Source organism: Myxococcus sp. XM-1-1-1, assembly GCF_020037095.1.
Taxonomy (GTDB): Bacteria; Myxococcota; Myxococcia; order Myxococcales; family Myxococcaceae; genus Myxococcus; species Myxococcus fulvus.
The window spans coordinates 311764-326104 of sequence record NZ_JAIQDH010000004.1; the positions used below are offsets into that span (position 1 = coordinate 311764).

General features: G+C 71.5%; 13 protein-coding genes. 3 read left to right on the forward strand and 10 right to left on the reverse strand.

Going from position 1 to position 14341, the window contains the following annotated elements; translation table 11 throughout:
• Nucleotides 1–23: 23 nt before the first annotated feature.
• Together K8640_RS11730 and K8640_RS11735 are read right to left on the reverse strand one after the other, a co-directional pair.
• Nucleotides 24–1019: a lytic transglycosylase domain-containing protein gene (locus K8640_RS11730; RefSeq protein ID WP_223747130.1), complete on the reverse strand. Its 996-nt coding sequence runs from the start codon at nucleotides 1017–1019 to the stop codon at nucleotides 24–26.
• A gap of 10 nt (nucleotides 1020–1029) precedes the next feature.
• A complete protein-coding gene (locus K8640_RS11735; RefSeq protein ID WP_223747131.1) occupies nucleotides 1030–1746 on the reverse strand; it encodes a TetR/AcrR family transcriptional regulator in 717 nt (238 codons plus the stop codon).
• A gap of 98 nt (nucleotides 1747–1844) precedes the next feature.
• On the opposite strand from K8640_RS11735, the gene K8640_RS11740 reads away from it, so the two are divergent.
• Nucleotides 1845–2360 (forward strand): hypothetical protein, encoded by a 516-nt coding sequence (locus K8640_RS11740; protein WP_223747132.1) that lies wholly within the window; start codon nucleotides 1845–1847, stop codon nucleotides 2358–2360.
• 7 nt (nucleotides 2361–2367) lie between these two features.
• Here K8640_RS11740 and K8640_RS11745 read toward each other — a convergent pair whose 3' ends face one another.
• The 7 genes from K8640_RS11745 to K8640_RS11775 form a co-directional block, all read right to left on the reverse strand.
• Nucleotides 2368–2913 (reverse strand): hypothetical protein, encoded by a 546-nt coding sequence (locus K8640_RS11745; RefSeq protein ID WP_223747133.1) that lies wholly within the window; start codon nucleotides 2911–2913, stop codon nucleotides 2368–2370.
• 16 nt (nucleotides 2914–2929) lie between these two features.
• Nucleotides 2930–3559: a hypothetical protein gene (locus K8640_RS11750; RefSeq protein ID WP_223747134.1), complete on the reverse strand. Its 630-nt coding sequence runs from the start codon at nucleotides 3557–3559 to the stop codon at nucleotides 2930–2932.
• A gap of 214 nt (nucleotides 3560–3773) precedes the next feature.
• Nucleotides 3774–4256, reverse strand: coding sequence for an acyl-CoA thioesterase (locus K8640_RS11755; protein WP_223747135.1), 483 nt, complete (start codon nucleotides 4254–4256; stop codon nucleotides 3774–3776).
• Nucleotides 4147–5223 (reverse strand): YheT family hydrolase, encoded by a 1077-nt coding sequence (locus K8640_RS11760; RefSeq protein WP_223747136.1) that lies wholly within the window; start codon nucleotides 5221–5223, stop codon nucleotides 4147–4149. The genes K8640_RS11755 and K8640_RS11760 overlap by 110 nt, the downstream gene beginning before the upstream one ends.
• The gene (locus K8640_RS11765; protein WP_141332770.1) at nucleotides 5216–5947 is read right to left on the reverse strand and encodes a hypothetical protein; all 732 of its coding nucleotides are present in this window, start codon (nucleotides 5945–5947) and stop codon (nucleotides 5216–5218) included. Before K8640_RS11765 ends, K8640_RS11760 begins: the two co-directional genes overlap by 8 nt.
• A 5-nt stretch (nucleotides 5948–5952) precedes the next feature.
• Nucleotides 5953–7035, reverse strand: coding sequence for a fatty acid desaturase (locus tag K8640_RS11770; RefSeq protein WP_223747137.1), 1083 nt, complete (start codon nucleotides 7033–7035; stop codon nucleotides 5953–5955).
• Nucleotides 7036–7180: 145 nt separating this feature from the next.
• Complete coding sequence (locus tag K8640_RS11775; RefSeq protein WP_223747138.1) at nucleotides 7181–8065, reverse strand: sigma factor-like helix-turn-helix DNA-binding protein; 885 nt, start codon at nucleotides 8063–8065, stop codon at nucleotides 7181–7183.
• Nucleotides 8066–8106: 41 nt separating this feature from the next.
• On the opposite strand from K8640_RS11775, the gene K8640_RS11780 reads away from it, so the two are divergent.
• Nucleotides 8107–11268: a serine/threonine-protein kinase gene (locus K8640_RS11780; protein WP_223747139.1), complete on the forward strand. Its 3162-nt coding sequence runs from the start codon at nucleotides 8107–8109 to the stop codon at nucleotides 11266–11268.
• Nucleotides 11269–11280: 12 nt separating this feature from the next.
• On the opposite strand, the gene K8640_RS11785 is transcribed toward K8640_RS11780, so the two are convergent.
• On the reverse strand, nucleotides 11281–13536 hold the full coding sequence (locus K8640_RS11785; protein WP_223747140.1) for a CocE/NonD family hydrolase: 2256 nt from the start codon (nucleotides 13534–13536) through the stop codon (nucleotides 11281–11283).
• A 334-nt stretch (nucleotides 13537–13870) separates the two neighbouring features.
• Here K8640_RS11785 and K8640_RS11790 point away from each other — a divergent pair, with 334 nt between their 5' ends.
• Nucleotides 13871–14326, forward strand: coding sequence for a hypothetical protein (locus K8640_RS11790; protein ID WP_223747141.1), 456 nt, complete (start codon nucleotides 13871–13873; stop codon nucleotides 14324–14326).
• Nucleotides 14327–14341: the final 15 nt, after the last annotated feature.

Sequence of the window (14341 nt, forward strand, 5' to 3'; positions counted from 1 at the left end):
CCGGCTCCCTCGGTTCGCGCGGCTCAGCCCTGGCGCGTGCCGGGCGTCACAGCGGGCTTCGCCTGTGTCGCGCGGGTCGAGGCCTTCGCGGGCGCACCCTGTGGCTTCGCCGGAGTCTTGGCCGAGGGCGTGGGCCTCGCCGCGACAGGCTTCGCTGCCTGCGGCTTCGGTCGAGGCGCCGTGGCTCCCGTCTTCACGGCCGCCGTCGAAGAGGGGCGCGGAGGCTCCGCCTTCGCCGCCGCGGGAGGCGAGGACGCCACCTTCGTCGTCTCGGGCTGGGGCCGAGCGGGGGCCACGGCCTTGCGCGCCCCCGTCTGCGCCGGCCTCATCGCCGGAGCCGGCTTCACCACCACCGCCGCGCGCACGGGCGTCTCCACGGCCACCACGGGCACGGGCCGCGCGCGCGCCGCCACCACGGGCCGCGCAGGCGGCTCCGGCCGCGTCCGAGCCCACGCCGTGAGCACCTTCGGCACGTAGTACTCCGTCTCCCCGTTCCTCGGCACGCGCCCGTTCACCGCGCCGGGCCCCGCGTTGTACGCGGCCACCGCGAGCCGCACGTCACGGAAGCGCCGCAGCTGCTCGGCCAGGTACCGCGCGCTCCCATCCAGCGCCGGCTCCGGGTCGAACGGGTCCTCCACGCCGAGCATCTTCGCCGTCGTCGGCATCAGCTGCCCCGGGCCCATCGCACCCGCCGGGGAGATGCGGTGCACCCGCCCCTCCGACTCCACCAGCACCAGCGCGTGCAGCAGCCCCTCGGGCAGCCCGTGCCGCCGCTCCGCTCGCGCGATGAGCGGCTCCAGCGGCTCATGCCCATCCCACAGACACGAGGGCCGATGCGCCGCGTACGAGCGCAGCGCGTTCACCTTCATCTCCAGGAACGAGGGCGACAGGGGCGAGATGTGCGTGTCCCCCAGCCACGCGACGGCCGTGTTGATGAGCACCAGCGGCGCCACCGCCGCCAGCCCCACCCACGCCCACCACGGAATGCTGAAGCCACCCAGGGCCCGCTTGCGTCCCACCTCCCCACCCTTAAGGGCGCTTTCCCCCTCCGTCCAACTTCCGGCGCCCCCCAGGTCCACCCGGCGGCACCCTCAGTCCATCCAGCACCAGCGTGGTGAGCGCGTCCGGCAGCTCCAGCGGGTTGCCGATGTCCTCCTCGCTCAACACCGCGAGCAACAGCCGCTCCACTGCCCCCACCACCGCGAGCCCGCTCACCGCCGGGCGGATGGGCCGCAAGAGCCCGTGCGTGTGCGCCTTCTGGGTGATGGCCACCGCGTGCCGGGACACCTCGCGCGACAGCTGCGCCACCTTCGTGCGCGCCCCCACCGCGGGGCCCCGGCTCTCCTGCAGGTACAGCCGCACCACGCCCGGGTACTGCAAGAGCGCGCTGGCGATGACCGCCGCCATCGCCCGGTACGCCTCGAACATCGCCTCCACATCGCGCGCCCCCGCGAGCGCCCGTCCACACGCCTCCAGCCCCGACAACAGCTCCGCGCGCACGGGCGAAAGCAGCGCCTCCACCAGCGCCGGCTTGTCGGCGAAGTACCGGTAGAACGTCCCCTTGGCCACCCCCGCCGCCTGGGTGATGTCGTCGATGGTGACCGCGTCCAGCCCCCGCTCCACGAAGAGCCTCAGCGCCGCGTCCTCCAGCGCCTTCGTCCGCTCCCGCCGCGCCGTCTCCCGCACACCCCCAGGACGCCCCGGACGCTTGTCCGCCTCCCTGGCCCCTCGCTTCGGACTCACCATCGTGCGCTCCGACGCATCGCGTGATACATAAAGAGTGACCAAATAGTCATGATATCTGAGGGCGGGGCGTCGGCCGGGCGCTCCGTGGGAGAGCGACGATGATTGGCATCCCTCTGGGCTGGGCGTACTCCAATTTCGGTGAATGGGCGCTGCACAAGTACGTGCTGCACGGCCTGGGGCGCCGCCGCGGGAGCTTCTGGGGCTTCCACTGGCACGAGCACCACCAGGCCTCGCGCCGGCACGACATGCTGGACGACCAGTACCTGCGCTCCTTGTGGACGTGGTCCGCGCAGACCAAGGAGCTCTTGGGGCTGGCGGTGCTGGCGCTCGCGCACGCGCCCCTGTTGCCGGTGGCGCCGTTCTTCGTGGGCACCGTCTGGGCCTGCGCGGCCAACTACTACCGCGTCCACCGCCGCGCCCACCTGGACCCGAAGTGGGCCCGGGAGCACCTGCCGTGGCACTGCGACCACCACCTGGGCACGGACCAGAACGCCAACTGGTGCGTCACCCATCCGTTCTTCGACAACGTCCTGGGCACCCGCCGCGAGTACCTGGGCGTGCAGCCCGTGCACGCGGGAGAGCGCCGCTCCGTGGCCTCTCCCGCGCACCCGTGAGGCGGACCTAGAACACCAGGTCGAAGTAGTTCGCCTTGGCGCGCACGCCTGCGCACGCCTCCAGCCGGGCGCTCCAGTCGCGCGTGGGCAGCGAGCCGCGCGCGGTGAAGACCAGCTGCAGCGAGTCCTCGCGCGCCATGTCCAGCAGGTTCACCGCGCCGCTGCCCGTCAGCCGGATGGACTGGGTGGGCGTGGTGCTGGCGCGGCGGTACTCACCGATGAGGATGCTCTCGGAGGTGCCCGGCTTCACCACGGACACGCTGGCGCGCTCGATGCCGCTCAGGTCCGTGCTGGACGTCACCTCGAAGCCGCGGAGCCTGAGCTCCGTCTCCACGTCCGTGTCCTCGGGGAGCACGTCGTCGAAGTCGCCCAGCGGGAAGTCGAGCGCGTACTCGATGTCGGCGGAGCCGGGGAAGGCGGCGGGGAAGTCCACGTTCGGCTCGGCCTTGCAGATCTCCTCGGCCTCCGCCTCGATGAAGAACAACGAGTCGCAACCGGTGGCGACGAGCGCGCAGGTGGAGAGCACCAGGGCGCGGAAGGAAGTCGTTCGCATGGTGGGGCTCCTGGCCTTAGAAGAAGTAGAAGAGGAACCCCACCTTGACGGAGGGGATGGTGGCGCGAACGGTGAGGTTGCGGGCGGTGATGTCCGACTCGTCGGTGGCGTCCTCGATGAGGGCGGTGGCGTCCTTCACGCCCATCCGCACGTAGCTCAGGCCCAGGTGCAGGAAGAAGTTGAAGCGGCTGGCCGCGCCAATCTCCAGGCCCACGCTGCCGGCCACGTAGTTGTAGCTGATGTCCTGGATGGCGGACGTCGCCCGCGAGGGCTCGGCGCCCAGCCAGTCCACCACGTCGTTGTAGTCCGAGCCGAAGTAGTACCCGGCCTCGGCGTTGATGGACGGCGCGATGAAGGTCTGCAGGGGCAGGATGCTCAACCCGCCGCGCAGGCCCAGGCTCAGCGTGTTGGTGGTGGGCCCCGCCTGCAGCCGCAGCCAGGGCACCGGCTTGAGCACCGCGGACAGGCCGATGCCGTGGGGCGCGCCCGCGTCCACCAGCAGGCCGAAGCGGTAGGGTGAGTCGCCTCCGCCCTCCTGGGCGTGGGCGGCGGCGCCAGTGGCCAGCGCCGTGAGGCAGGCCAGCGCCGTGCCGTGTCGTCGTAGGAATGCCGCGCGTCGTCTCGTCGAGGGTGTCGCCGTCGTCATGTGCTGTTCCACGAAGGGAAGTCCCGGCCCGGGCGAGCATCATTCGGCGCCACGCTCCGAAACGGAAGTCGCGCGCTCGAAAATGATGCCGGCGGCCGCTTCGAGGCACGGAAAGCCCCGGGTTCCCGGCGCCGGCCCCGAGGAGGGGAGGCCCGCTGCCCGGTGTACACCAGGCAACGAAACCTCCCACACGCCTCGGGCCCTGCAGGCGACGTCAGCCCTGGAGCGCCTCGGTGCGGCCCTGGCGCGCGTTGACGGCCTCGATGACCTGCGCGGGCGCAATCACACCCTGGCGGCCGAGGATGACGGCGGTGGACTCACCCTCCGCCACCACCTTGCCGTTCGAGATGAACTGGTGCGTGGCGTAGAAGTACTTCTCGTCCCAGCGCGAAATCGTCATCGACACCGTGTACTTGCGGAACGGCGGCAGCGCCTTTTTGTAGTCCATGGTGTGGCGCACGATGATGGGCGCCCACTTGTTCTTCATCATCAGCGCCGCCAGCCCCGTGCGCACGAACAGGTCCACCCGGTTCAAGTCACACACCGTGAGGAACCGCCCGTTGTTCATGTGCAGGTTCAGGTCCAAATCATTGGGCAGCACGCGCTGCTGGAGGGTGCTGGTCAGCGCGTCCACCTTCATCTGCGGCTTCCACAGCGAGGACACGAGCACCCACAACATCCGGAGATAGAGATTCATGTGCTTCGCGCTGCTCCTGCAGGAAGAACGAGATGAGGCGGGACGGCGGATAGTAGCCAAAGCCGGAAGCGTGGCGGTACATGAAACCCAGATGGCCCCCGTGCGGTGTGAGCTCCAGTTGCACGTGGGAGCGCAGCTCGCCCGGTGAGGGCAGCGTGTCGGGCGCCACCAGCGGGTCGTCTCCGGCGTTGAGGATGAGGAAGGGCGTCTGGATGTCGCCCAGGAACTGCCGGCTGCTGCAGCGGCGGTAGTAGTCCTGGGCGTCGCTGAAGCCATGCAGCGGCGCGGTGAACACCTCGTCGAAGTCGCGGATGCCGCGCAGGCCCGACAGCGCGCCCAGCCGCGAGGCGTACTCGGGCAGGTGTGCCTTGAGCCGCGCCACGCGCTGGTAGGAGCGCAGCACGCGCAGCTGGTAGAGCTGGTTGATGCCCTCGTACGCGCGGGCGGCGGTGCTGGCCAGGTCGAACGTCAGCGACACGGCGGCCGCGGCGCGCAGGTGGCTGTGGTGGCCCGTCTGCGCGAGGTAGCGGATGACCATGCTGCCGCCCAGCGAGAAGCCCACCGCGTACAGCGGCGTGGTGGGCTCCTGCTCGCGCACGGTGGCGACGAGCCAGCCCAGGTGCTCGGTGAAGCCCGCGTGGTAGAAGGGCGCCAGCCGGTTGGGCACCGCGCCGCCCCGGTGGCAGAGCACCGCCGCGCGCAGGCCGCGCCGGGACAGCTCTCCCAACAGCGCGCGGATGTACGTGGAGTCGGGCGTGCCCTGCATCCCGGGCAGCAGGATGAACAGGGGCCCTGAGCCCTCGCGGTTCAGCCAGTGCACGTCCACGAAGTCGCCGTCGGGCAGCTCGTGCCGGCGCTGCTCGATGGCCACGTCGAAGCGCCGCGGGTCCAGGTGCGGCGCCACCGTCTGCACGTGCGAGTGCCTGAGCCACCACGGGGCCTGGAAGCCGGAGGCAAGCTCACCCACGGACGGCCTCGACGGGCGGCGTGGCCGTGTCCTCGGGCAGCGGCATGCCGATGCGCGCCATGACCTCCAAATCCTTGGGCGTGTAGGGCCGCGTGCGGCGGCGCACGTAGTCCGCGCCCAGCACCAGGTTGAAGTTGGACACGCCGCCGTAGCGGTGGTGCAGGAAGTGGTTGCGGTAGATGGCGCGGCCGTAGCGCGTGCGCAGGAACCACGCGAGCCACCGGGGCGCGGTGCGCTGCCCCTCCTCGAACGGGCGGTGCAGGTACGGGTGCACGAAGTGGCTCATGAACGGCGGCAGGAGCAGCGTCACGCACCCGGCCAGGAAGGCGATGGGCTTGAGCGTGAAGTAGAAGAGCGGGAAGAAGATGACCAGCGGCGAGACGAAGACGAACGCGCCCTCGCCGTGCAGCTTCGTGGCGAACGCGCCCTTGATGATGGTGACGCCGTGCTTGCCGCGCTGGAGCAGCTCCTCGGTGAGCTTCGTCTTCTCCTCCTCGTCGCGGAACTGGGTGACGTGGTCCCCGCGGAAGGTGCGCACGTGGTGGATGGTGTGGTGGGAGAAGTGCGTGTTGATGAGCGGCCGGAACAGCCACGGCGCGCGCTGCCAGAAGCGCACGGCCTTGGGGCGCGCGTCGGACACGTACTCGTGCATGAAGGACTCGATGTACGAGGCGATGACATAGCCGAGCACGAGCCCGAGGAGGACATGGATGAGGTCGGACATGGGAGTCAGTGCTCCTCTCCGGAGAGGGTGAGCAGGCGGTCCAGCCGACCGGGTGAGGGGGCCGGAGCCGCCAGGAGCGCGGGTGCGCCCCGGGGTGGGGTGGGGGGAAAGCCCGTCATGCGGCCTTGCGACGCGTCGTAGACCTTGAGGCGGAAGGCCTTCAGCGACTCGAACAGACCCAGGCGCACGCCGTGGCCCTCCAAGTCATGCTGCTGCATGTAGTCGCGCAGCAGGTAGCCAGGCACCTGCGGCTTGAGGTGGTGCACGTGGTGCAGGTTGATGGCGCCGAAGGTCCACTCGAGCACGCGCGGCAGCACCAGGAAGCTGCTGCCCTTGAGCGCGGAGTCCTTGAGCGTCCAGCGCGCGTGCGGCACCCAGTACGGCTCCTCCACCTGGTGCTGCACGAAGAACAGCCAGATGCCCAGGCCCGCGGCCACCTGGGTGATGAGCAGGTGCATCAGGACGAAGCGCGGCCAGTCACCGAAGGCGAGGAAGGCCCCGTGGACCGCGACGAGCGCCAGGTTCGTCACCCAGATGGAGCGGCGCTCCGGCACGCGCGAGCGCGCCACCAGCGTGGGCAGGCGGAAGCGGAACATGAACTGGAACACCGGGCCGATGCCGAGCAGCACCGCGGGGTGGCGGTAGAGCCGGTAGCGCAGCCGCTCGACGGGGCGGAGCGCCTGGTACTCGTCCGCCGTCATCGTCACGATGTCGCCCGTGCCCCGGCGCTCCAGGTCGCCACTGGTGCTGTGATGCACCAGGTGCATGGCGCGCCAGTACGCGTGCGGCGCCAGCGTGAGCAGCCCGAGCCACGTGCCCACCCGGTCATTCATCGACGGGCGCGCGAAGAGCGAGCGGTGGGAGCAGTCGTGCTGGAGGATGAAGACCCGCACCAGGGTGATTCCCGCGAGCACCGCGAGCCCCAGGCCCAGGGCCATGGAGCGCGCGAGGGCCACGTAGCTGGCGGCGGTGAGCAGCAGATAGGCGCCCGCCGTGCCCACCACGTGGAGCAGGCTTCGGGTGGTGCGGGGTTGCCAGCGGGCTGTCGGTGCGGGGTGTGGGGTGTGGGGTGTGGGATGAGCTGTCATGGTTGTCTCGACGCTGCGGGCCGGCCCCCCGGAACCATTGATTTCTCCATCAATGGACATAACCGCCGTGACGCGTCGCGACAAGGACTTCGCAGGTTTTGCGATGATTTGGTAGTTTTCTTGGTTGGTTGTGCGTCTGGGACTGTCAGGGGCGCAACAGTCGATGGAGGCTCACCTCGAGCTGGCTGCGGATGAGGGCCAGCAGGCTCTCCAGTTCGGCGGGGGCCAGCCGGAGCCGGCGGACGAGCGCGTCGCGGGTGCGCTCGACGAGCTGCTCGCGGGCCTGGGCAATCCAGCGCGCGGCGGTGGAGCGGGAGGTCTGGTACATGAGGCCCACGGAGTCCACCGAGAGGTTGTCGACATGGTGCAGGCGCAGCAGGCCGCGCTCCCGGGGGGAGAGCGTGGCGAGGGCCTCCTGGAGACACTCCCGGAAGTCCTCCTGATGCCGCGCCCGGATGAAGCTCAGCTCCGCGTCCCCTCCCACCAGCGCGTCCGCGTCCGAGGGCAGCGCGTCCAGCGCCACGTGACGGGGCACCTCCGCGTGCAGGTCCGCGAGCAGCCGCGTGGCCACCGCGCGCACCCAGCGCTCCAGGGGGCCTCGGCCCGTGTACGTGGCGATGCGCGGCAGGGGCGCGCCCTCGGCGACGAGGAGCCGGTGGCGCAGGCGCTGCTTCAGCTCGGCGACGCGCTCGGCGTCCTCGGCGGGGAACCACGCGCCCACGCGGGCGAACACGCTCGTGTCCAGCAGGGCCAGGGCGGTGGTGTCCGCGTGCGCGCACGCGTAGGTCAAGAGCAGCTCGCCCGCGTGCACCTGCTCCAACAGCGCGCACGGGTCCTTCGACGCGGGCATGCGCGCGGCCAGGTGGCGCACGAAGTCCTCGGGCTGGAAGCACAGCGTGGGTTGCTCGTGTCGGGCGCGGGCGAGGAGGGCCTGCAGCCGCGCCTCCAGCGTTCCAAGGTCTTCTTCCGACGACGTCTTCACGGGTGTCACGGCGACGAAGGTCCGACTCAGCCCCAATGCATCCCCCATGGCGGGGGAGTCTATCCGGGGATGGGTGAAGGGGGGACGGCATGGGTGAGGGCACCTGTCCGGATGAGGCGGAGCTGGCCGACCTGGTGCAAGGGTTGGTGTCGGGGGACGCGCTGGCTTCGCTGGAGCGTCACCTGGATGGGTGCGGGCTGTGTCGGCGCGTGGTGGTGGTGCTCGCGGGAGGCGAGGCGCGCGCGGAGTCGGTGGCCGCCTCGGCGGATGCGGGCGTGCCCCGGTTGGAGCGCGGCGCCCGGGTGGGGCACTACGAGGTGCTGGAGCACGTGGGCCTGGGCGCCATGGGCGTGGTGTTCGCCGCGAACGACCCGAGGCTGCACCGCAAGGTGGCCCTGAAGTTGTTGCGCTCGGACTGGGTGAAGGAGGGCGGCGCGGAGGACGCGCGCGAGCGCTTGTGGCGCGAGGCGCGGGCGCTGGCCCGGCTGTCCCATCCGCACGTCGTCGCGGTGCATGACGTGGGGGTGCATGGGGAGAGCCTCTTCATCGCCATGGACTTCGTGGAGGGGACCACGCTGCGGCGCTGGCTGCGGGCGGAGCCTCGGCGGTGGACGGAGGTGCTGGGCCGCTTCCTCCAGGCGGGCGAGGGCCTGGCGGCGGCGCATGCGCGGGGGCTGGTGCACCGCGACTTCAAGCCGGACAACGTGCTGGTGGGCGTGGATGGGCGCGTGCGGGTGACGGACTTCGGGCTCGCCCGGCTGACGCAGACCTCGCTGCCGGGGGGCGTGGAGTCCGCCGTGCTCGACGGGGCCTCCTCCGGGGACGCGGGGACGGTGACGCAGCCGGGGGCGCTGCTGGGGACGCCCGCGTACATGGCGCCCGAGCAGCTGGAGGGACGGCCCGCGGACGCGCGCAGCGACCAGTTCAGCTTCTGCGTGGCGTTGCACGAGGGGCTGTATGGCCGGCGTCCGTTCGAGGCGAGCTCGCGCGCGGCGCTCGTGCAGGCCATCCGCGCGGGGCCTCCGGTGTCGTCGGGGGAGGCGCGGGTGCCGGCGAGGATTCGCCGCGCGGTGCTGCGGGGCTTGAGCGCGGACCCGACGGCGCGGCATCCCTCGATGGAGGCGTTGCTCGCGGCGCTCACGCATCGGCCCCGGTGGGAGCGCTGGCGGATGGCGGCGGTGTGGGCGGGGGCGGCGACGCTCGCGGGGGTGGGGGCGGGGTTCTGGCTCCGGGAGACCACGCGGTGCGCGGGCGCGGACGGGCACCTGGTGGGTGTCTGGGATTCGGCGCTGCGAGGCCAGCTGGAGGCGGTCTTCGCCGCGTCGGGTCTGCCATTGGCCCAGGAGGGCTTCGGCGCGACGGCGCGGCGGCTGGATGCGTACGCGGAGGCGATTGCCCGGATGGAGCGGGACTCGTGCGAGGCCACTCACGTGCGTGGTGAGCAGTCCGGGCGGATGTTGGATTTGCGGGGCATGTGTCTGGACCGGCGGCGCGAGGCGCTGCGCGCGTCGGTGACGCTGATGCTGCAAGGGGACGCGGCGGTGCTGGAGCGCGCGCCCCAGGCGGCGCACGCGCTGCCGGACCTGCTGCCCTGCGCGGACCGGGAGGCGCTGGCCAGCGTGGTGCCGCTGCCCGAGGACCCGGTGGTGCGTCAGCGATTGCAGGGCTTGCAGGCGCGGCTCGCGGAGGGCATGGCGTTGCAGGAGGCGGGGCAGCACGCGCGGGCGCGGCAGGTGGCGGAGGAGGTGCTCCAGGCCGTGCGGCAGACGGGGTATCGGCCGATGGAGGCGTCGGCGTTGTTCCTGCTGGGGTTGGTGGAGAAGGCGCATGCGCGCTTCACCGAGGCCGCGGAGGTCTTCGACGCGGCGCAGCTGGCGGCCCTGGCCGGACGGGACGATGACCTGATGGTCCGCGCGCTCATGGGGCTGGCGGACTCGGAGCTCCAGGGGCATGCGCGCTACGCGGAGGCGGAGCGGGCCGTGAGGCTGGCGGAGGCGACGCTGGAGCGGCTGGACATCCGACAGGCGCCCGGGGCGGCCGGAGAGCTGCATTTGTTCCGGGGACACCTGTTCCATCGCAAGGGCGAGGCTGTCCGCGCGCAGGAGGACTTCCGTCGCGCGCTGGAGCTGTTCGAGCAGGCGCATGGGCCCGAGTCCCCGCGGCTGGACGCGCCGCTCACGGCGCTGGGGCTGATTCTCAACCTCCAGGGGCACTACGAGGAGGCGCGCGGTTACTACGAGCGCGCGCTGGAGCTGCAGCAGCGCGCGTACGGCCGCGAGCATCCGGTGTGTGTCAGCCACCTCAACAACGTGGCCACGGCGCTGCGGCTGCAGGGGCGGGTGGAGGAGGCGGTGGCGCGCTACGAGGAGGCGTTGTCGCTGGGGGAGCGGCGCCTGGGTGCGGCGCATTCGTCGACGAACATGGTGCGCGTCAACCTGGGGGACGCGCTCCAGCTCCAGGGCAGGCTCACGGAGGCGCTGGCGCGCTACGAGGAGGCGATGCCCGCGTTGCTGGCGGTGCACGGGGACACGCACCCGCGGGTGGCCTCGGTGCTCACGAGCATGGGCACTGCGTACGCGGACCTGGGCGAGTCGCGGCTGGCGCAGAAGTCCTATGGGGAGGCGCTGGCGGTGCAACGTCGGCTGCTGGGGCCGGAGCACCCCGACCTGGCGCTGACGTACAACAACCTGGCCTCGGTGATGTTGGACCTGGGGGAGCCTGGGAAGGCGCGGCCGCTGCTGCAGCTGGCGCGTGGGTTGTGGGAGAAGTCGCTGGGGCCGGAGCATCCGCGGGTCGCCTCGGTGTTGCAGAACCTGGCGAAGGCGGACCTGGCGGAGGGGCGGCTGGGCGCGGCGCACGCGGGGTTCGAGCGGGCGCTCGCGATGCGGCGCAAGGGCCTTGGGCCCGAGCACCCCAAGCTGGTGTCGACACTGACGCTGCTGGCGGAGGCGAAGCGCAGGCTGGAGGGGCCGCGCGCGGCGCTCGCGACGCTCCAGGAGGCGGTGCTCCTGGCGGGCAAGGCGCAGGTGACTCCGGCGGACCGGGCCAAGGCGCTGTTCTGGCTGGCCCGGGCGACGTGGGATTCGGACGGCTCGCGCGAGCAGGCGAGGACGCTCGCGAGGCAGGCCGAGGAGGCGCTGCGCAAGGCGCCCCGGACGACGGAGGCGCTGGCGCGCGAGGTGCGGCAGTGGCGGGCGCGGCATGACGCGTCGACGTCCCAGCGGGCCACGGGAGAGGCGAGGCGGCCGTGAGCCCCCGAGGGCTCAGGGCGCGGGCTGCCTCCACACGGGCAGGGTGAGCCGGCTCCCGGGCAGCCAGGTGATTTCGAGGGGCGTCTTCGCGTCCGCGAGGCGCTCGTCGCTGACGTCCTTGCCCGTGCCCAGGTTGAGCTGGGATTGCGCGTGCTTGTTGATGGCGACCACCGCGACCACCTGGCTCCCCACCTCGAGCCTGCGGCTGGTCATCCGTCCGCTCTGGAAGGTCAGGCGCTGGCGCTTGCCCGGAACGAGCAGCCGCCGCTGCTCGCGCTCCGCCACGTGGCTGGCGCGCTGGAGCACGTAGGACAGGTACACGTACTCCCCCTTCGCCGTGCGCTCGTAGAGCACCACGTAGAAGTCGAAGTCCTTCTTGTTGGTGATGAAGTCGAGCCGCCCGGCGAACAGCCCGCTCACCTCCAGGGCTTGCGTGAGCGGCTCGCCGACGTAGACGAAGCCGTCGCGCGGCGCCTCGAGCGTCGTGGACACGATGTCCGACGGCTCGTAGTGCGGCCCAGGCGAGCGGTCCTTGAAGTCCACGCGCAGCCGCTGCCGGGTCCCCGCCACGGGCGCCACTGTCGTCAGCCGGTGCGGAGCGCCCGTGGCCGAGGGCGCGAGGAACAGCTCCACCGCGCCGTTGCTCACACGCGCCAGGTCCGGCGCGTGCTTCCACGTGTTCGCCCCCATCACCTGGTAGTTGACGCGGTCCTTCAGCAACGCGGGCAGCGGCCCCTGTCGCAGCACGTGCTCCAGCCATTGGTAGCGCAGCGCATGCACGTCCAGTCGGGCCACGGGGTCGATGCGATAGCCCATCAGCTCGTCGCTCGACGCGTGCTGCCCGCCCATGTGGTCATACGGCCCGATGACGAAGTAGTGACGGGCGTCCGGCGCGTGCCTCAGGTGCTCGGTGAGGTAGTACATCGCGCTCAACGAACAGCCGTCGTAGTAGCCCGTCGTGGTGAGCACGGGGATGCGGATGCGCGCGAACTCCTGACGGTACGGAATCATCTTCCGCCAGTACGCGTCGTACGTCGGGTGCTCCAGCCAACGCTGGAAGAAGGGATTGGGACGCCCGTCCAGCCGCTCCAGCGCGCGATAGGGCTCGCCGCTCGTGTACCAGCGCTCGTGGAGCGCATCCCACCGCGCCAGGTCGAAGTAGTCCGCGTCCGCCAGGCCCTTGTCGAGCGTGACGTAGCGCGGCCAGCGGTAGAAGAATCCCTGGAAGACGTTGCCCTGCATCGGCACGTCGATGCCCGGCGCCACCGGCACCGACGGCATGATGGCCTTGAGCGCCGGGTGCCCTCGCTTCGCCGCGGACCACTGCGTGAAGCCCTCGTAGCTCCCCCCGAACATCCCCACCTGCCCATCGCTCCACGGCTGGCGGCTCACCCAGTCGATGACGGCGACGGCGTCGTCCCCGTCATGCTCGAAGGGCACCGGAGCATCGGGGCTGTTGCGCTTGCCTCGCGTGAGCGCCGTCACCCCCGCGAAGCCATGCGCCGCCGAGCGCACCGCCTCCTGCTTGTTGAAGCCGTTGGCGTAGATGGTGAACGACATCGCCGTGGACAGCGGCGCCTGGGTCTTCCGGGGACGCGCGACGGTCACGGACACCCGTGCCCCGTCGGGCGTGGGCACCAGGACGTCCTCCTCGATGACGTAGCGGCGCGCCTCGTCCCGGACCCACAGGGGCTCGCTCGCGGGCAAGAGCTCCTGGAACACCTGATGGACCTGGTAGTGACGCACCAGCTCCACCGCCTGGGCTCGTGTCAGCCGCCCCGCCTTGCGCGCCTCGGCGAGTCGGGTGTCCAGCTCCCGTCGCGCCCGCTCCAGGTCGAAGCGGAACATCCCCCGCGCATCGAGCGCGACCCGGTCCTCCAGCGCGCCGAAGGTCCGGTCGAACGCCCCGCGCAGCGCGTCGGCGTACGGCGTCCCGCGCTCGGCCTGGGCCTGCTTCGCCAGCGCGTGGGCCTCGTACTGCAGGAAGGTGATGCCCTGCGTCGCTGTGTTCGCCTCCAACAGGGGCCGGAGCTCGCGGATGGACGCGACCGCGCCCGCGAAGTCACCTGACACCAGCTGGAACCGGAAGCGCTGGCCCAGTCGGGTGGCCAGGTCCTCGTCCGGAGGGTCCTTCAGCAGGGCCCTGGCGAGCACGGGCATCGCCTTCGCGAGCGCCTCGGGGGATTCGGACGTGGGGGACGCGAAATCGGCGGGTGTGGCTTTCGCGAGCGTGGCGAGCAGCAGGGTCAGCAGGAGGGCGCGCGGCATGAGTTCTTTCGAGGAGGTCCACGATAGGACGCGATGCCCGCGCATCCATGGACACCTGGTGCGGCCCAGGCGTCGAAGGTGCGCCCCGGGCCTACTTGTCGTGGGTTCATTCGTGTGCATCGCGCGTGTGCTCCGCCGGACGAAGCGGGTGTCGTGGCTGGGGGCCTGTTGGGCTCGCGACGTCGGCGCTGTCCCCGGGAGCACTTCCGGTGCCCCTCGGTCGGTGCGACCTTGCGAGCCCGGATATCACGGAGCTCACAGGCTCCGTGGAGGCCGGCCCAGGACCTGGGGGGACCGGATGATCGACGAAGTCGATCAACGCTTGAAGGCATGGGTGAGCCGCGTCGCCGGCGAAGCGCCCGTGTACCTCGGCGTCCCGGACCGGGAGGCCATCGAGCGCGGAGTGTGTCTGTACCTGCTGGAGCTGGGGCCCGCGCCTCCCGCGCGAGGTGGACGCCGGGGGCCGCTGCAGTTCTCGGTCTGCTACCTGGTCACCGCCGGCGCGGAGGCTCCCGAACAGGCGCACCGGCTGCTCGGCGAGCTGGTCTTCTCCGCGATGGAGGAGGCGGAGTTCGAGGTGGACCTGACGCCCGTGCCCGCCACGCTCTGGGCGGGGCTGCGCGTGCCGCCGCGCCCCGGCTTCCGGCTGCGCCTGCCGGTCCGACGCGAGCGGCCCGCGTCCGTGGTGCACCGCGTGCGCTTCCCGGTCATCACCCAGCTGGTGCCCGCGGAGGCGCCGGCCGCCGAGCCCCAACCGCTGCCCATCCACTTGCCGCTGAAGGAGGACTGACGTGCCGAGCTCCCT

Coding starts and splice junctions, on each gene's coding strand:
- K8640_RS11750 (WP_223747134.1), bottom strand. CDS start 3,559: ATGACGACGGCGACACCCTCGACGAGACGACGCGCGGCATTCCTACGA.
- K8640_RS11745 (WP_223747133.1), bottom strand. CDS start 2,913: ATGCGAACGACTTCCTTCCGCGCCCTGGTGCTCTCCACCTGCGCGCTC.
- K8640_RS11775 (WP_223747138.1), bottom strand. CDS start 8,065: ATGGGGGATGCATTGGGGCTGAGTCGGACCTTCGTCGCCGTGACACCC.
- K8640_RS11785 (WP_223747140.1), bottom strand. CDS start 13,536: ATGCCGCGCGCCCTCCTGCTGACCCTGCTGCTCGCCACGCTCGCGAAA.
- K8640_RS11770 (WP_223747137.1), bottom strand. CDS start 7,035: ATGACAGCTCATCCCACACCCCACACCCCACACCCCGCACCGACAGCC.
- K8640_RS11765 (WP_141332770.1), bottom strand. CDS start 5,947: ATGTCCGACCTCATCCATGTCCTCCTCGGGCTCGTGCTCGGCTATGTC.
- K8640_RS11755 (WP_223747135.1), bottom strand. CDS start 4,256: ATGAATCTCTATCTCCGGATGTTGTGGGTGCTCGTGTCCTCGCTGTGG.
- K8640_RS11780 (WP_223747139.1), top strand. CDS start 8,107: ATGGGTGAGGGCACCTGTCCGGATGAGGCGGAGCTGGCCGACCTGGTG.
- K8640_RS11740 (WP_223747132.1), top strand. CDS start 1,845: ATGATTGGCATCCCTCTGGGCTGGGCGTACTCCAATTTCGGTGAATGG.
- K8640_RS11735 (WP_223747131.1), bottom strand. CDS start 1,746: ATGGTGAGTCCGAAGCGAGGGGCCAGGGAGGCGGACAAGCGTCCGGGG.